The organism is Roseovarius sp. MMSF_3281 (genome assembly GCF_030733685.1).
In the GTDB taxonomy this organism is placed as follows: Bacteria; Pseudomonadota; Alphaproteobacteria; order Rhodobacterales; family Rhodobacteraceae; genus Roseovarius.
This window is the reverse complement of the sequence record NZ_JASHIM010000006.1, coordinates 131,854-148,790: the sequence shown is the minus strand read 5'-3', so window position 1 is coordinate 148,790 and position 16,937 is coordinate 131,854. Positions and strand designations below refer to the sequence as shown.

Here is a 16,937-nt window from a genome sequence, read left to right as displayed (position 1 = left end):
AATCCGTTTCCTCTATGGATACAACCTTAAATACATCACATTATTTGCGATCTCGCGACTTGATCCATCGCAAGATCGGGACAACGTCCAATGCGGCGACAGCCAAGCCCAGTGGAAACATCCAAAAGCCCAGGATCGGAAGAAACCCGAAGACCCCGAACACCATAAGCAGCAAGCCCAGGATCAACCGTGCCCCGGGCGGTATATGCCGCTTGGTCCAGACCTGAACCCGCCGCCGTAAACGGCGAAAGCGCGCTTTCGCGGCGCGCCCCTTGTCAGGCATCGGCCCGGGTTTGCAGGACATAAGGCTCGCGCAGCCACGCCTGCAAAGCCCTGGTCGTCAGGTCAGGCGCTTCCAAGGTCGGCAGATGCCCTGCCCCTTCGATCACTTGCAATTGCGCATAGGGGATAAGATCGGCCATGAAACTATGCCGCTTAACAGGGGTCAAACCATCCTGTTCGCCGCAAAGGACAAGGGCGGGCACCTTGCACCGCCGCAAGGCCGCTTGATAGTCGCGCCGCCGCTGCAAGGCGCGTATCTGCCGAATGATAGCTTCCTGGCCAAGGTCCGCCGCCATGGCGTGCACCTCCGCCATCAGGGCCGCGCGCCCCGGTCCCGGCGCCAGGTACTCGGGGCGCATCAACCCCTCAACCCCTTCATCCAACCGCCCAGAGCGTATTTTGATGATCAATGGCTCGTATTCCGCCGCCGATTGCGGCGTTTCCGCCAAGGAATTGGTATCCATCAGGGCAATGCGCGTCACCCGCTCCGGCGCCCGGCGCAAAAGCTCCATCGCCACGATACCGCCCATCGAAAGGCCCGCCACGGCAAATCGTCTTGGCAGAAGATCCAACAACCCCGAGGCGATCTCCTCAATGCGCTCTCCGGTCGTCAAGGGCGCGACACTGACCATGGTCTCACGGCTCAAAACAGCCAATTGCGGCGCGAAAACCCGCGCATCACACATCATGCCCGGCAAGAACACCAGCGGCTCACGCATCGGGGTACATCCTTTGTTTCACGGGGTCTGACCGCCCTTTTTGCCTCTTTTCCACATTGCCACAGACGCTCACAGGGTCAAGCGTGGCGTTACCAACCGTGTTTTCTCAACCAAGCGCTGCCGCATAATCGACCATGGCCTTACCCGCGCCCGACCCGCGCGATCACATCCTCAACCGATGTTTCGATAAGCGCCAAACAATCCGCGTCCGAGAACCGGTGATCCGCCCCATCCACCAGGGTCAGGCGCATATCCGGCCCCTTGGCATGGTCCAAAAGCCGCAAAGCCACCGACATATCCACATCTGTATCGGCGGTGCCTTGCAAAAATCGAACCGGAAAGGGCAAATTCAAAGGATCGCGCAGAACAAGGTTCTCGCGGCCCTCTTCGATCAACCGCTTGGTGATGATATAGGGCTCACCATAGTCACTGGGCAGCGCCACTTGCCCCTGGGCCTCCATTTCCGCCCGCTGCGCGGCGTCAAATCCCGCCCACATGGAATCTTCGGTGAAGTCAGGGGCGGCGGCAATGGTGATCAGGCCTGCCACACGCGCAGGCACGGCCCGCGCGCACAGCAGGGAAATCCAGCCCCCCATGCTGGAGCCCACCAATATCTGCGGGCCGTCGGTCAAGGCGTCGATCACCGCCATGGCATCGGCGGCCCAATCGCCGATGCAGCCATCGGTAAAGGCCTCCGAGGATTGCCCGTGCCCGGAATAATCGAACCGCAGGAAGGCCCGGCCCTGAACACGCGCCCAGTTTTCAAGGTGAACCGCCTTGGTGCCCTCCATGTCGGATTTGAAACCACCAAGGAAAACAAGTCCCGGGCCCGCCCCGTCGACGCGATGATAGGCCAAACGCCGCCCCTGCGGCGATGTGTAGAAATCCGGTGTCGTCATACCAGCCCCCGTTTTGTCGTTCGGCGCAAAACTCGCCTGAACCGGGGGCCAGATGCAAGCGACAAAGGGGAGCCGTCAGGTGATCGACCCGACCCGCCCCTCGATCCGCCGAAGCGACCATTCCGCCTCACGTGCGGTTTGCGTCATGTCGTTGGAGGTTTCCGCGTCGGTGGCGCACATCTTGCGCGGCGTGTCACGGGTCAGTTGCAGATATTGCTCGGTCAAGGTGGTCCCTTGGTCGGACTGTGCCATTTCGGGGGCTCTCATGCCTCTTGGTTGCCAATCTGCCTCAATGGTTAACAAAACTGTCACAAAAGAAAAATCTCTTTTTGTTTCATATTGTTATATAGGCATTCCTAGACATGGGCGCAGGCCGTTTCGTGACTCGACAGGATCGCTCTTTTGCCCTGTCAGGCGCTCGAACAGATGTTGCAAGCTCTTCCTTTCGCGGCAGGTTCATCGGTTAACCACCGATGTAGGGCTGTGCCTTGGGGCGGTAAAAGACTTTCTGATTATGCAAACGGCCCAACAGGTCGTGAATTTGCCGCAGTGACTGATCAGCCCTTTCATCGACATCCCCCTCTTCAACCATTTGGCCCGCCAATTCGCTTTTGGTCTGGCGCAAGGCGGTCTCAATCAGGTCCACGTCTTCAACAGACAGTTCGAACGTCTCATTATATTGGGGCATTGCACTTTCCCTCCGCGGCGGCAGTCAACAGAAGTTTCCGATAGGTGATATGCGGCAATATACGCATCATTTCCGACAGAGCCATATGAAAACCATAACTGCGTCAATGTGTTACCGGGCCGACGGAACACCACGGCATACGGTGTCAAAACACCACCGGACACCGGGGGAAATTGCCGTTTCCGGTCAGAAACTTGTTCGAAAAACTCACTATAAAGCCTCACCAAACAGGCACCGCCAACCGGCACTTGTGCAACACGCCCAATTCTGCGCTGTTACCAGCACCGGATCACAAAGGAAGCCACCATGTCACCGTTTCAAGGCCTCTCCGCCTTCCCGATTACGCCCTGCGATTCGGCGGGCAAGCCAATCGGCCCTGACCTTTCCAAGGTGCTCAAACCGCTTGTCGAAGCGCAGGTAAGCTCAATTGGCCTGCTCGGCAGCACGGGGACCTACGCTTATCTCTCCCGGTCGGCGCGCCGCACCGCGATCGAAATCGCGCGCGATTGCCTCCCCGCTACCATGCCCTTGATCGTCGGGGTCGGCGCCCTGCGCACCGACACCGCACAGCATCTCGCCGAAGACGCGGCCAAAGCCGGGGCCGATGCGCTGCTTTTGGCGCCGGTATCCTATACCCCGCTGACCGAAGGTGAAGCCTACGATCACTTCGTCGCTGTCGCTGACACGACCGACTTGCCGCTGTGCATCTACAACAACCCCGGAACCACACACTTTACCTTTTCCGCTGGCCTGCTGGCGCGTCTGGCCCTGCATCCTCGCATCACGGGGGCAAAGATGCCGCTCCCCGCTGCCGGGCAGAGCCTCGAAAGTGATCTTTCGTCCTTGCGGTCGCACCTGCCAAGCGGGTTCGATGTGGGCTACAGCGGCGATTGGGGATGTGCTCAGGCCCTCAAGGCCGGGGCCGATGCGTGGTACAGCGTGGCCGCTGGTCTTTTTCCCGCGCAGTGCCTCGCCCTCACCAAAGCCGCGCAATCCGGCGACCACGACCAGGCGGATCGGGTGAACGACGCTTTCGCGCCGATGTGGGAATTGTTTCAAACCTTCGGCAGCCTCAGGGTGGTTTATGCTGCGGCACAGATCATGAGGCTGACCAACGCCACCCCGCCGCTGCCGCTTCAATGCCCGCGGCCCGATACCACGCCCCGGATCAAGGCGGCGATCGACAGCATCCTGTCATTCGATTTGCACGGCGGCTGACGCGCCCAAAGCCGCCCGTTTCGTACGAGTCGTACGAAGGCCCTCTTGGCCCGGCCGATTTTCGTACGAAACTCGGGGGGTTTGCGTACGACTCGTACGAAAATCCGCGTGCTTGACTCGAGATCGTTCAAAGGCCAAAAGACACGCGAACCAAATAACCCGCAACCGGGCGTTCCGTGGGCGCCAAACCGACGAGGAGCTTCAGGCCAATGGCCCAGATTTCCCTTACTTTTCCGGATGGTAACGCGCGCAGCTACGAGGCAGGCATCACTGCTGGCGACGTGGCGGCCGATATTTCCAAATCCCTCGCCAAAAAGGCCATTTCGGCCACTGTCAACGGCCAGCATTGGGATCTCCAATGGCCGATCGACGCGGATTCTTCGATTAATATCAACACCATGAAGGATGAAGGGCCGGCGAATGAACTGATCCGCCACGACCTCGCCCACATCATGGCCCGCGCCGTGCAAGAGCTTTACCCGGGCGTCAAGGTCACCATCGGCCCAGTAATCGAGAACGGGTGGTACTACGACTTTGACCGCGATGAACCCTTCACCCCCGAAGACCTTGGGGCGATTGAGAAAAAGATGAAGGAAATCATCAACTTGCGCGATGAGGTGAAAACCGAGATCTGGGACCGCGACCGCGCGGTCCAGCACTATCGCGACAATGATGAGCCCTTCAAAGTCGAGCTGATCGAGTCCATTCCCGGGGATGAACCGCTTCGTATGTACTGGCACGGCCACTGGCAAGACCTCTGCCGCGGCCCCCACCTGCAACACACCGGCCAGGTGCCCGCAGATGCCTTTAAACTGATGTCCGTGGCGGGGGCCTATTGGCGCGGGGATTCAGACCGCAAGATGCTGCAACGCATCTACGGCGTGGCCTTCACCGGCAAGGAAAAACTCAAGAATTACCTGAACTTCCTTGAAGAGGCCGAGAAGCGCGACCACCGCAAACTGGGCCGCGAGATGAGCCTTTTCCACATGCAGGAAGAGGCCCCCGGGCAGGTCTTCTGGCACCCCAACGGCTGGACGATCTATACCGCGCTGCAAGACTACATGCGCCGCAAACAGCGCGCCGGTGGCTATAACGAGATCAACACCCCGCAGGTCGTCGACCGCAAACTCTGGGAGGCCTCTGGCCACTGGGACAAATACCAACACCATATGTTTGTGGTCGAAGTCGACGAAAGCCGCGATGGCGAAAACGATGATGCTTCCGCCAAGAACAAGGAACAAACGCGGATCAATGCGCTCAAGCCAATGAACTGTCCCTGCCACGTGCAGGTGTTCAATCAAGGCCTCAAGAGCTATCGCGACCTGCCCCTGCGCCTTGCCGAATTCGGCTCCTGCGCGCGGTTCGAACCCTCGGGCGCGCTGCACGGTATCATGCGGGTGCGCGGGTTTACCCAGGACGACGCGCATATCTTCTGCACCGAAGAACAAATTCAGGAGGAATGCGCGCGCTTCATCGACTTCCTCGCCGATGTCTACCGCGAGCTTGGCTTCCCCGAGTTTGAAATCCGCTTCGCAACGCGGCCCGAGAAACGTGTCGGCACCGATGAAAGCTGGGACTATGTCGAAGGCGCGCTTGAAAAGGCGATCAAGGCCGTGGGCCGCGATTATACGCTGGAGCCGGGCGACGGTGCGTTTTACGGGCCCAAGCTCGATTTCTACCTGACCGACGCCATCGGCCGTGTCTGGCAATGCGGCACCTTCCAGGTGGACCCGAACCTGCCGGAACGTCTTGGCGCCACCTACATCGCGGCGGATGGCGAAAAGCACCGTCCATACATGCTGCACCGTGCCTGTCTTGGGTCTTTCGAGCGGTTCATCGGCATCCTGATCGAGAACTGGGAAGGCAAGCTGCCCTTCTGGTTAGCGCCGCGTCAGGTGGTCGTCGCCTCGATCGTGTCGGAAGCCAACGATTATGTGCAACAGGTCGTTGACCAGCTGACAGCCGCAGGCGTTCGCGCCGAGGCCGATTTGCGCAATGAAAAGATCAACTACAAGGTCCGCGAACATTCGGTTGGCAAGGTGCCGGTCATCCTTGCTTGTGGCATGAAGGAAGTCGAGGAAGAGACGGTTTCCGTTCGCCGCTTGGGCGAAAAAAAGACCAGCGTCGAGAGCTTGGATAGCACGATCAAGGCGCTTTCCACCGAGGCAACGCCCCCCGACCTTCTGTAACATTTATCCAAATTATTGCTTCGGGCCGTGTAACCAAATGCGCGGCCCGAAGTTTTTTCAATAGCAATATTGTTTGTTTTCAATGGCTTTCAGTTTTCTGCGCTCTCACACAATTTAACGCGGCCGTGTTTAACGCGCTCGTGAATAGCTTTGTGATCAGCACCGCACATACCCTCAAGGCATCACTGAACCGCATTCTGCACCAGTGATCAGATGTAAAACCTTCGAGGGAGATACCGATATGTCCAAGACCATGAAAACCGCCGCCATCGCTGGCGCAATGACCGCCGCGCTCGCCGCCCATAGCACCCCTGCCGTCGCCATGGAAAAAGAGAAATGCTATGGTGTTTCGCTGGCCGGCGAGAACGACTGCAAGGCCGGTGCCGGCACCACCTGCGCCGGAAGCTCGACCGTGGACTACCAAGGCAACGCATGGACACTGGTCGATGCAGGCACCTGCGCCGAAATCGACCTGCCCGGTGACCGCATGGGCAGCCTTGAACCGCTGGACCGTGACCTGCCGTCCTAAGCCGATCTTGGGTGCGCCCGGTGATGGGCGCACCCACACGATTTTGTCCATAGGTGCACCATGCTTGATACCAGCTCCCGTTTCCCAACCCTGCCTCCGGCCCCCGGCGTTGGCTATAAACCCCAGCATTTCAAAGAGATCCTGGATGCTTCCCGCCCCGTTGAGTGGCTGGAAATTCATGCCGAAAACTACATGGGCGACGGTGGACGACCACTGGCCCAGTTGCGCCATCTGGCTGACCGGTTCCCGATATCCGTTCATGGCGTGGGCTTGAGCATTGGCGGCGAAGAGCGGCTTGACCCTGATCATCTTTCCCGCCTCACGCACCTGTGCAATTGGCTTCAACCGGCGAGTTTTTCCGAGCATCTGGCGTGGTCCACCCACGACAGTCATTTCTTGAACGATCTGCTGCCCCTGCCCTATACATCCTCCACCCTTCAGCGCGTCTGTGACCACATTGATGAGGTGCAAGAGGCTTTGGGCCGACAGATGCTTCTGGAAAACCCGTCCAGCTATCTGGCGTTCGACGAAAGCACCTATGCCGAGACCGAGTTTCTCTCGGAAATCGCGCACCGAACGGGCTGTGGCCTGCTGCTTGATGTGAATAATGTCTTTGTCTCGGCCACCAACCTTGGGCTTGATCCGCGCGCCTATATTGATGCCTTTCCCATTGAAAAAGTTGGTGAAATTCATCTTGGCGGACATGACGAGGATGAAGACGACCACGGCGCGCCCTTGTTGATCGACAGCCACGGGCGCGAGGTGGCCGATCCGGTTTGGGCCTTGTTGGATCATGTTCTTGAACGTAGCGGCCCGCGCCCCCTGTTGATCGAATGGGATGCCGATATCCCGGAGTGGCCGGCACTAGCCGCCGAGGCCGCGCGCGCCGCCGGGGCGCTTGAACGGGTGCCGGCATGAGCGTCGATCAACGCCAATTCCACGATGCGCTATGGGACAATGCACGCGATGCCCCCGCGGGGTTGAGAGACGGGCAAGGCCGCCCCGCAGGCGCGCGATTTTCGGTTTACCGCAACAATGTCGCGGTCGGCCTGACCGAAGCGCTTGAGGTCAGTTTCCCGGCGATCGTGAAGCTGATCGGCCCTGAGAACTTCAAGAAGGTCGCGGGGGTCTTCCTGCGTCAGCATCCGCCGAAAAGCCCCTTGATCATGGTTTATGGTACTGAATTTCCAGTATTTCTTGAATCCTTTCAGCCGCTGAATCATATCGGCTACCTGCCCGATGTCGCGCGGCTTGAGCAGGCATTGCGTGAATCCTATCACGCTGCAGATGCAACCCCGATTGATCCGGGCAACTTGGCAAACCTTTCGGAAGAGGAATTGACGGCAACACGGATGACATTTGCGCCATCCGCCCGTCTTATCTGCTCTCATTGGCCTGTTCACGCCATCTGGGCCTACAATCTTGAAGACGGCGCCCCCAAGCCAGCCAATGTGGCGCAGGATGTGTTCATCACGCGGCCCGATTTCGACCCTCAGTGCCACCCCCTTTCCAAGGAAAGCGGCGTGTTCTTTGCCTCGCTTCTGCTAGGCAACTCCATAGGCGAAGCCTTTGAAGACGCGGCAGAAACCTCGTCTGAGTTCGATCTTGCCGCTGTACTGACCCTTCTTTTGGACACACAGGCCATCACAGCAATTCATTCCGAGGTCTAAGCTATGAGCACAGTCATTTCCTATTACCAAAACCTGTCGCGGGGGCTTGACCGGGCCGATTGGATCCTGCCCACGGTGGCGCGTTTTCTGTTTGCGGCGGTTTTCTTGATGTATTTCTGGGTTTCGGGCCTGACCAAGCTGGAAGGTGGGATTTTCTCACCCTCGGTCGGAGCATACGCCCAGATATTCCCCCGCGTCATGGAAATCGTGGGATATGACAGCAGCCAACTTGACCTGTTTCATACCCTCGTGGTTCTGGCAGGGACTTGGGCCGAATTTATCCTGCCATTTCTGATTGTTATAGGATTACTGACCCGGCTTTCCGCCTTCGGGATGATCGGCTTCTTAATCGTGCAGACCCTGACCGACCTTTATGGGCACGGTGCGATTGGTGAAGCCTCGACCGTGGGGGCCTGGTTCGACAAAACCCCGGACGCGGCGATTATGGATCAGCGTGCCCTTTGGCTGTTTCTGTTGCTTGTGCTGGTGATCAAAGGAGGCGGGCCGCTTTCGCTGGATCGGGTATTTCTTAGAAATGCGCCTTCGGCTCATCGGGTTTCCCCGCCGCAATCGCAAGCAGGCCACCCAGCACCGTGAAACCAATCGGGAACATGGTGAAGGCATTGAAATCAAAGGCATAAAACATCGCCGCGGCCGAAATCAGCAGCAGCACACCACCCCAAAGCGCGCGGATCTTGGCCATGGCGCCACCGGCAATGGCGAGCAGCGGTGACAGGAAACTGACGGCACGGATGAGGCCGACGCGGTCGACTTGTTCGGCAAGGCCTTCGATCTCGCCGTATTGGTCGATGAACTCGGTATAGCCGTAGCTGAAAAAGCCCACCAACATGGCCAGCAAGCCGCCGATCACCCCAAGAACCAAAGCCGCGCTACGCATCGTACTCTCCTCTTCGCTTCAAGGCAGATAAGCGTTTTTCCTGATTATCCAAGGAGTTGCGCCTGAACGCCCTTATCCCATCCCAAGTGAAAATGCCCACCTTCCACGATCAGGGGGCGCTTCATCAGGGTCGGGTGTTCGACCAGCAAATCAAGGGGTGGGCGGGCGCGCGTGGCCTCGTCCAAACCGCGCCAGGTGGTAGAGCGGGTGTTGAGCAGCGCATCGCCCAAAGACTCGTAAGCGGATTTCAGCACGTCATCCGGCACCCCCTCGGCCCGGACATCGACAAACTGCGCATCCGGCAATGATTTCAGTGCCTTGCGGCAAGTGTCACAGGTTTTCAAACCGTATAGGATCATCGCATTTCCCCAGTATTTCCGCCTCAATAACGGGCAAGGCGGGAACAGTCACGGGGGTTTCGCTTGCTTTTTACATTGCCCGTGTAATCATCCTTGGGTGCCAAGGCTTTACGGGGTCTGGCGCGTGGCCCGGCAGGATCCGGGGAAGATGAAGATCTAAAAGGAGAAACGGCATGCCCAGCGGCACCGTGAAGTGGTTCAACACCACGAAGGGATACGGATTTATCGAGCCAGATCAAGGCGGTAGCGACGTATTCGTGCATATCAGCCAAGTCGAACAGTCGGGTCTGACCGGGCTGGCGGATAATCAGAAGGTCAACTATGAACTGGTGGACGGCAAAGACGGCCGCCAGATGGCTGGCGACCTTAAGCCCCTGTAAACACAGCGAAATTTACCGCCCGATATTCAGTAGCAGCCCTTGACGCCCTCGGCGCAGGTATCGACCGTGCGGGCGCGCCTGACATGGCGCGGCTTGGCGACCGGATGGCGCATAACCTGTTGATATGATTGGCTTTGATTGGGCTGGCCGCAGCAGATGACGCCGTTCATGGTGATCGGCTGAAGGCCGTTGGGGCAATAATTTGCGCCAGCGCCAAAGGCATAGGTTTTCGGGCCTTCGGCGGCAGCCGGGGCCGCGACGACAGCGGCGAGAAGAGCGGCGGAGAGGGGAAAGCGCATGTGGAACCTCTTGAAAACGCTGAAAAATAATCCAGTTACCACGCATAATCGTAGCCGATCCCCCGCCCCTGTCAAACCCTTTGGGCCCGGATGGGGTGCTCCGGAAACAATCTGAACACGTGAGTCTTATTGACCACGCTACCCGGACAGTGCCGGGCGTAAATTTCTGTACAAGTTGTACAGAAACCCCCGGGGTTTTGTACAGAAATCGGGGGCGTACGGATGGGACATGTACAGAATGTACAGACCAGCGCCACCCCGTGGGGATCGCACGGTGGGGTCAGGTGGTGTTAACCCGTTGCGGGGAGAGTGGGGGCATGTGGTTTGGAACTGTCATATCCGATGCGCTGCCCCGACCTTTGATTGATGCGAGGGCGCGGGAACAAGGCGCCCAGCGCCGCCGCGCCAAAGCCGACGCGCCCCCACGCGGCGGCTTTTGGGCCAGTGTAGAACGCCGCTTGAGGTTCTTCGGATTTGGCAGAGATAAAGGACGTCCACCCATACGGGATCAAACGCCCCCGCGCGCGTCGCCATTGGCGCGGCTCTGCAAGCTTAGAGCGGCACGCAATAAATAAATTGGGAACTTATGCTAATTTTTCATCTTCAAGCTGATTGATCGATTCAATAGCGCGATCCAATAGATCCGCAAAATCCAAGGTTATCGCTCGAAATGTTCGTGCAGAGCCGATTAGACGGTCGCCTTCGCTGAAGGCATCAAGAATTTGAGCCGAGGCATCGAGGGATGCCACTTTGAGGGAGTTGAAATCTTCAATAGTCCTTTTCGCAGCATGTATCGAAGCCGAAATGCCATCTTTCTCCATGTCACTGGTTGAATGAATAATTAAACTAACGCGCTGAAAAGAGCTCATCGCAGATGTAAACAGTGAATCCATGGGGGGAATGGAATGTGAAAAGAAATGGATAAAGTCCTCCATCGTCGACAGAGCTTTATCAATTATTTTCAACACGCGGTTGTGATTTTGGGACTTGCCTGAATTGTATCTTTCAATTTCTTTCGTGGCTTTTTCGAATGACCTCGTCAGTTCAGATACTCTTTTCCCTACATCAGTAAGGAATTTTGTAAATTCCTCAAAGTCTTTTACAGCTTCAACAGTTAATACATGACTGGATACAAAAGGGTCCGCGTCAAATGCGCCTTTAAGATGCCTAAGGTTTTCATAAGGCCGCTGTCTACTTATTCTGGATGTTGGTTTCTCCTCTCCCTTGGCTTTTCGCTCCTCGATAATTGAATGGCAAGCTCTTGTGAGGCCACGTCGGCAGGCAATACTGAACTGTGTTAAGTCTTTGTATGACTTATAAAAGACACCCGAGGATCCAACAATATTTTTGAAGTTCCGGACTTTTTCGAGCTCACCAACATCAATCTCACTTGGGGCCACTAAGGTGTCTGAGAAGTAAAACTGGACGCTCTTTACGGATCCGGCGTCATGCATCCCAATTGCTATTCGAAACTCTTCTTCTGTACCCGAAGCATAGGCTCCTGTGCTTCTCCCAAAATAGCTACCCATAATTCCTAAATATATGTCGTAGCTCGATATTTGCTTGTTGATGACCTGCTGCGAGCGATCACTAACGTCTGAATTAACATCTTCCTCCCAAAGCAAGGGTTCAAGGCGGAATCCATGGGAGAAACCAATATCTCGATTTATCTGAGAACATATTTCGGTAACTAGATTTCTCTCTTCACGCATATCGCCTGGCGATGAGACAAATACTTGGACCAACTCGACAGTTGTCATTCCGATTACCCCAACAGCTCCTGAAACTCCCTCCACTCGCCCTTGCTCATGCCCGAGGTTTCCTGGGTCACCTCCTCGCCTTTCAGCATCCGGCGCAGGCAGTCGAGGCCCTTGGCCGAGAGGGTTGCGCCGCCCATGCGGTAATCCTCGAAGGCGCCATAGGCGGCGGGGACCCAATCGGCGACGATCTTGCAAAGCTCCTCGGCATAGACGCGGATTTCGTATTGGGCGTGGTGATCAGCGCGCAGGCGCAGGAAGTGCAGCAGGTTGTGCAGGTCGACCTTCCAGTACCATTGGGTATAGACATTGGCGGGCAGGTTCATGCGCGCCAATTCGCGGGCAAGGCCCTGTTGGCCCTCTTGGCTGATCATCTCTTCGTAATGGTCATAGGCGCGCATGGAATCCTCTTGCAGGAGGCGCAAGACGCGCTCGGCCTCCTCGCCCTGAAGCGCCTCACCCCGGCCCTGGTTGTTGGTGGTGGACTGCGCGGCGAGGTGATCGGGGGCGGGAATATAAAACTCCCGATCCAGGATCGAATAGCGGGCCGAGTATTCGTTGACGTTGGCGGTGCGGTGGCGGATCCACTGGCGCGCGACGAAAACGGGCAGTTTGACGTGCAGCTTGATCTCGCACATTTCAAACGGGGTGGAGTGCCAGTGGCGCATGAGATAGCGGATCAACCCCGCGTCGTTGCTGACCGATTTGGTCCCCTTGCCGTAAGACACGCGGGCGGCCTGACAGATGGCGGCATCGTCGCCCATGTAATCGACCACCCGGACAAAGCCGTGATCAAGCACCGGGTAGGCGGTATAGAGGTGCTTTTCCATGCCGGGCGCGGTGGCGCGCAGGGTGGATTGCGGCGCGCCGCGTTGCTGTTCAATTTCGGCCTGCTGGTCGGGGCTGAGCGGCATGGGGGATCCTTTCGTTGGCCAAGGCGAGTCGCCTGACACTATATATCGCGGAGCCGGACACGAAAACGGCAATATGGGGTGTTGGCGGACATGCCACAGTGATGGGTTTCCTTGAACGGTCACCCGAAGAACATTTGACTTTGCCTTGAAATCAAAGGACTTTCGCAAAAAACAAAGAAAAAATCGGGCATTATCGAGGGCAGTCTCATCATGACACGTGCGTTGGCTATTTTTCTATTGCCGCTGTTTCTTGCCGCTTGCGGCGGGGGCAGTAATCCGTTTGAACCTGATACGACGGCGGAAAACGATGGCGAAACCGAGGATGTCGACGCCGAAGAGCCCACGACCGAAAATTCGCTTTTCGCTTTCAACCTTGAGCAGAGCCTTACACTGAACGATGTCGAGTACGACGCCGAGAACGACGAACTGGTGATCAACAACCTGCCCTTCGATGGCCCCGAGGGCCGTTATGATCGCGTGGGCACGATCGGCCAGGGCAACGTGTATCGCAGCCGGCGCACAGCGACGACCGGCCAGATCGACCATTACGCCGTTTTCGTCAGCTCCGAGAACATGCAGGGCGCCGCGGCCCTCGGGGATTGGTCAGACCTTGGGTACGGCGGGGCGAACGTCAAGCGAGACAGCTTCGCGTTGCCTCCGATCAACAATGAGGATGACGGCGAATACGTTTACCTTGGCACCTATGCCGGGCTGCGCAAGAAGGACGACCGGACTGGTATCGAACTTGTCCAGGGCGATTCGAGGCTGCTTCTTGACGTGCTGGACCTTGACCCGGATGGGAACATTCAAGGCTCGATCGTCGGAACCGTTTCGAACCGGAGCAGAAGAACCGTGGATGGGACACCGCTGGCCGATTTGCCGGATATCGTTTTGAAACGGGTGTCGTTCAACAACCAGACCGGCACCTTCACCGGAGGCGAGGCCGTCACCCTGGACCCCAGTGGCGACAGCGAAGTCGATTCCGGGTTTTTCGAAGGCTTCATCGGCGGGCCGGATGGCGGGGAGATGGCAGCCAATATCGTGATCGAAGGCCCCGGAGAGCAACAGGAAGTGTTCTTTGAAGAGATCACCTGGACCCATACCGAGACTGTCGAAGTTCCGGTTGGCGATACCGGCCTGACGGTCGAGGAAGAGCGGACCACCAGCGGGTCGATCAGCGGGCTGAACAGCGACAACCGCGAAAGCATCGAAAACCTTGTCGACCAGGGCCGCCCGGTGCCGCAACTTGCGGCCGATCGGAGCGGTATCCCTGACGGGGCCGAGATCGAAAGCGAGATCGACTCGGTTGTCATCACCAGCGACAACCGCGCCCGCGAGATCGGTGTCACGGTCAACGACGTCGTGGAGACGCCGTAATCCCGCGAAACCGGGTCTGGGGTGTGTATATGTCGGAACGGTTAAATCCAGGGCCCACCCGGCAAACGACCGGAGGGCGCCGGCTTTGCGGCGGGGGTGGCAGGCTGCTGCAATGTTGTGTGCTGGCGCTCGGGCTTGTCGTTCTTGGCGCAACCGGCGGCATGAGCCAGGAACAACGCCTGTCACGGCCCGAGGCGCGGGAGATGGGAACAGCGCTATTGCGGCAGGAGCGGCCCCTGGCCGCGCATGCGGTCGCCCTTGGCCTGTTGCGGGCCGATCCGCGCGATTTCACCGCGTTGATGATATTGGCACGGGCCGAAGCAGAACTTGGCCGTTTCGAAAAGAGCCAGCTGGCCGCGCAGCGCGCATGGCGGGCGGCGCAAAGCGACGACGAGCATTTTGCCGCCGCCTATACCTTGTCGCAGGCCCTGAGTGCGCAGGAACGCTATGGCGCGGCGCAGTGGTGGTTGCGGCGCGCCGGGCAAGCCTCGGACAAGCCGCGCCTGGAGCGGGCCGCGGCGGCACAGTTCAAGCGGGTGCGCGCCGCGAATCCGACGACCACGCGGCTGGCGTTTTCGATCAAGCCCTCATCGAACATCAATGGTGGCCCGACGTCGAACACCCTGACAGTCGGCGGCATCACCTTCGTGAACCCGGCCGCTGTCCCGCTGTCGGGGGTGGAGTACAGCAGCGCCTTTACCCTGCGCCATCAGCTGACACGGGCGACCCCGGACGGTGCGCCGCGTGTACACGTGGGATTCTCGGTGGATGACCGGCGCTATTCCCTCTCGAGCGAGGCAAAGCGCAACGTACCCACCGCCAAGGCCAGCGATTACGCCTTCACCGAGGTGGAGGTTTTCGGGGGCCTCACCTTTCCCAACACGACCGGCAGTGCGCGAACCACGGTGGAGCTGACGATTGGCCACAATTGGTACGGGCATGACCCGCTGTCGGAATACGCGCGCCTTGATCTGGGGCGCGACTGGGCAATCGGGGCCGGCCGCTTAACGGGCCTTGAGGTCTCTTACGAAGATCAAAGGCGGCATGACAACAGCGCGCGGTCGTCGGAAACCCTTGGCCTGTCGGGCTATTGGCGCATGCCGGTTGCGGACAAGGGCGATCTGACTCTCTCGATGGCCGTGGAGGATGTGACATCGGTATCTTCGGCCATTGCGCATGAGTCCCTTCTTGCGGCTGTAAGCTTCGCACCGACCTTCGAAGTCTGGGGCACCGAGAGCCGCTTTTCCCTGACCTTTGTCGGGCGTGAGTACGACAGGCCCCGCTACGGGGCATCGGCGCGCAGCGATCGCAAACTCGTGGCCGGTGCCGAATTCACGTTCTCGGAGCTTGAATTCCTGGAATTCGCCCCCTCCCTCGGGATCAACTATGCACGAACGCAATCGAACGTGTCGCTGTTCGATAGCCGCGAGTTCGGCCTGTCGCTCGGGGTGCGGTCAACTTTCTGAGGGGGGCGGGCGCACGCCCTCGACTCGCGCCGTGCAATTGCTATCTTCTGCCGTGGAGACATCAACAGGAGTGAACCGCGATGCGTGTCAGGTATTTGCACACCATGGTCCGGGTGAAGGACCTGGAAAAATCAAAACAGTTCTACGAATTGCTGGGCCTGAAAGAGGTGCGGCGCATGGATGTGGAAGCCGGGCGTTTCACCCTGCTTTTCATGGCGCCCGACGGCCAGGAGGAATGCCCCGTCGAACTGACCTATAACTGGGATGGGGACGATGCCCTGCCCGATGACAGCCGCCACTTCGGGCACCTGGCCTATTCGGTCGGCAATATCTACGAGATGTGCCAGCACTTGCAGGACAATGGCGTGACCATCAACCGCCCGCCGCGTGACGGGCGCATGGCCTTTGTGCGCAGCCCCGACAACATCTCGGTCGAATTGTTGCAGGAGGGAGAGGCCCTGGAGCCAGCCGAACCCTGGGCGAGCATGGAAAACACGGGCCATTGGTAAGGCTTGCCACGGCGTTGTGGCTTTGGACCCTGGCGGCGCTGCCCGCCGGGGCCGAAGGGTGCCGATTGGCACTGGTGCTGGCCTTGGATGTCTCCTCCTCGGTGGACGAGGTGGAATATGATTTGCAGCGTGTCGGGCTGGCCGCCGCGCTGGATGCGCCCGAGGTGCGGCATGCGATCCTGAGCGGCGGTGCGGGCGCGGTGGCGCTTTCGGCCTATGAATGGAGCGGGCGGTACAAGCAGAAAGTCCTGATGGACTGGCGCCTGCTGCGATCGGAGGCCGATATCGACAAGGCGGTGCAGGCGCTGACCGGGTCGGTGCGCAGCGAAAACGCGTTTCCCACCGCCATGGGCTATGGCATTGGATATGCGGCGCGGATGCTGGCCCGCGCGCCGCTTTGTAACCGGCGGGTGATCGACGTGTCGGGCGACGGGGTGAACAACGATGGCTTTGGCCCGCGCCTTGCCTACCGCCATTTTCCCCTGGGCGATGTGACGGTCAACGGTTTGGTGATCCTTGGCCATGATGCCGAGGTTCTGGGATTTTACCGCAGCGAGGTGATCCGGGGGCGCAATGCCTTTGTCGAAACCGCCGATGGGTTCGAGGATTTTCAAAGCGCCATGACCCGGAAACTGTACCGCGAGATCAATGATATCATGTTGGGCGGCACGATGTCCCCTGCCCCGCGCGGATAGGGTCACGGGGGATATGGGCGCGGCCCCCGCCGCCCTACGGGCGCACGCCCTCGGGGTATTCGCCCCTCAGAAAAGCCGCGCGCCATGGT

Annotated in this window: 20 protein-coding genes; 11 read left to right on the top strand and 9 right to left on the bottom strand. The window is 58.7% G+C overall.

The features are described 5' to 3' along the window. Positions 1-275 precede the first annotated feature (275 nt). From RBB32_RS09020 to RBB32_RS09005, 4 genes are all read right to left on the bottom strand, one after another. Complete coding sequence (locus RBB32_RS09020; RefSeq protein WP_306152371.1) at positions 276-1,001, bottom strand: alpha/beta fold hydrolase; 726 nt, start codon at positions 999-1,001, stop codon at positions 276-278. A gap of 140 nt (positions 1,002-1,141) precedes the next feature. Then, positions 1,142-1,900 (bottom strand): alpha/beta fold hydrolase, encoded by a 759-nt coding sequence (locus tag RBB32_RS09015; RefSeq protein ID WP_306152370.1) that lies wholly within the window; start codon positions 1,898-1,900, stop codon positions 1,142-1,144. Positions 1,901-1,975: 75 nt separating this feature from the next. After that, the gene (locus RBB32_RS09010; protein WP_306152369.1) at positions 1,976-2,152 is read right to left on the bottom strand and encodes a hypothetical protein; all 177 of its coding nucleotides are present in this window, start codon (positions 2,150-2,152) and stop codon (positions 1,976-1,978) included. Positions 2,153-2,363: 211 nt separating this feature from the next. Next, complete coding sequence (locus RBB32_RS09005; RefSeq protein ID WP_306152368.1) at positions 2,364-2,588, bottom strand: hypothetical protein; 225 nt, start codon at positions 2,586-2,588, stop codon at positions 2,364-2,366. Between the two features lie 306 nt (positions 2,589-2,894). Between RBB32_RS09005 and RBB32_RS09000 the strand changes: the two genes are divergently transcribed. From RBB32_RS09000 to RBB32_RS08975, 6 genes are all read left to right on the top strand, one after another. Then, positions 2,895-3,806 carry a dihydrodipicolinate synthase family protein gene (locus tag RBB32_RS09000; protein WP_306152367.1) on the top strand — a complete coding sequence of 304 codons (912 nt, stop codon included), beginning with the start codon at positions 2,895-2,897 and terminating at the stop codon, positions 3,804-3,806. 209 nt (positions 3,807-4,015) lie between these two features. After that, on the top strand, positions 4,016-5,995 hold the full coding sequence (thrS, locus tag RBB32_RS08995; protein ID WP_306152366.1) for a threonine--tRNA ligase: 1,980 nt from the start codon (positions 4,016-4,018) through the stop codon (positions 5,993-5,995). A 241-nt stretch (positions 5,996-6,236) separates the two neighbouring features. Then, on the top strand, positions 6,237-6,524 hold the full coding sequence (locus tag RBB32_RS08990) for a DUF2282 domain-containing protein (RefSeq protein ID WP_306152365.1): 288 nt from the start codon (positions 6,237-6,239) through the stop codon (positions 6,522-6,524). Positions 6,525-6,584: 60 nt separating this feature from the next. Beyond that, on the top strand, positions 6,585-7,442 hold the full coding sequence (locus RBB32_RS08985) for a DUF692 domain-containing protein (RefSeq protein ID WP_306152364.1): 858 nt from the start codon (positions 6,585-6,587) through the stop codon (positions 7,440-7,442). Next, positions 7,439-8,194, top strand: a complete 756-nt coding sequence (locus RBB32_RS08980; protein ID WP_306152363.1) for a DNA-binding domain-containing protein — start codon at positions 7,439-7,441, stop codon at positions 8,192-8,194. Before RBB32_RS08985 ends, RBB32_RS08980 begins: the two co-directional genes overlap by 4 nt. 3 nt (positions 8,195-8,197) lie before the next feature. Continuing rightward, positions 8,198-8,791 (top strand): DoxX family protein, encoded by a 594-nt coding sequence (locus RBB32_RS08975; protein WP_306152362.1) that lies wholly within the window; start codon positions 8,198-8,200, stop codon positions 8,789-8,791. Here the strand turns inward: RBB32_RS08975 and RBB32_RS08970 are convergent. After that, the gene (locus RBB32_RS08970) at positions 8,724-9,092 is read right to left on the bottom strand and encodes a hypothetical protein (protein ID WP_306152361.1); all 369 of its coding nucleotides are present in this window, start codon (positions 9,090-9,092) and stop codon (positions 8,724-8,726) included. The genes RBB32_RS08975 and RBB32_RS08970 overlap by 68 nt on opposite strands. 44 nt (positions 9,093-9,136) lie before the next feature. Continuing rightward, entirely contained in the window at positions 9,137-9,451 is a 315-nt protein-coding gene (locus RBB32_RS08965) for an arsenate reductase family protein (RefSeq protein ID WP_306152360.1), read from the bottom strand. A gap of 173 nt (positions 9,452-9,624) precedes the next feature. Here RBB32_RS08965 and RBB32_RS08960 point away from each other — a divergent pair, with 173 nt between their 5' ends. Further along, positions 9,625-9,831 (top strand): cold-shock protein, encoded by a 207-nt coding sequence (locus tag RBB32_RS08960; RefSeq protein WP_306152359.1) that lies wholly within the window; start codon positions 9,625-9,627, stop codon positions 9,829-9,831. A gap of 26 nt (positions 9,832-9,857) precedes the next feature. Here the strand turns inward: RBB32_RS08960 and RBB32_RS08955 are convergent, their stop codons facing one another. The 3 genes from RBB32_RS08955 to thyX form a co-directional block, all read right to left on the bottom strand. Beyond that, a complete protein-coding gene (locus RBB32_RS08955) occupies positions 9,858-10,130 on the bottom strand; it encodes a hypothetical protein (protein WP_306152358.1) in 273 nt (90 codons plus the stop codon). Positions 10,131-10,714: 584 nt separating this feature from the next. Beyond that, the gene (locus RBB32_RS08950) at positions 10,715-11,890 is read right to left on the bottom strand and encodes a DUF4062 domain-containing protein (protein WP_306152357.1); all 1,176 of its coding nucleotides are present in this window, start codon (positions 11,888-11,890) and stop codon (positions 10,715-10,717) included. Between the two features lie 5 nt (positions 11,891-11,895). Continuing rightward, positions 11,896-12,801 (bottom strand): FAD-dependent thymidylate synthase, encoded by a 906-nt coding sequence (gene thyX, locus RBB32_RS08945; protein WP_306152356.1) that lies wholly within the window; start codon positions 12,799-12,801, stop codon positions 11,896-11,898. A gap of 210 nt (positions 12,802-13,011) precedes the next feature. Between thyX and RBB32_RS08940 the strand changes: the two genes are divergently transcribed. The 4 genes from RBB32_RS08940 (at position 13,012) to RBB32_RS08925 (ending at position 16,848) form a co-directional block, all read left to right on the top strand. Then, positions 13,012-14,178: a hypothetical protein gene (locus RBB32_RS08940; protein ID WP_306152355.1), complete on the top strand. Its 1,167-nt coding sequence runs from the start codon at positions 13,012-13,014 to the stop codon at positions 14,176-14,178. A gap of 161 nt (positions 14,179-14,339) precedes the next feature. After that, positions 14,340-15,644, top strand: a complete 1,305-nt coding sequence (locus RBB32_RS08935) for a lipopolysaccharide assembly protein LapB (protein ID WP_306152354.1) — start codon at positions 14,340-14,342, stop codon at positions 15,642-15,644. A gap of 80 nt (positions 15,645-15,724) precedes the next feature. Continuing rightward, positions 15,725-16,153, top strand: coding sequence for a VOC family protein (locus RBB32_RS08930; RefSeq protein ID WP_306152353.1), 429 nt, complete (start codon positions 15,725-15,727; stop codon positions 16,151-16,153). A gap of 14 nt (positions 16,154-16,167) precedes the next feature. Further along, positions 16,168-16,848 carry a DUF1194 domain-containing protein gene (locus RBB32_RS08925; RefSeq protein ID WP_306152352.1) on the top strand — a complete coding sequence of 227 codons (681 nt, stop codon included), beginning with the start codon at positions 16,168-16,170 and terminating at the stop codon, positions 16,846-16,848. The last annotated feature ends 89 nt before the right edge of the window (positions 16,849-16,937 follow it).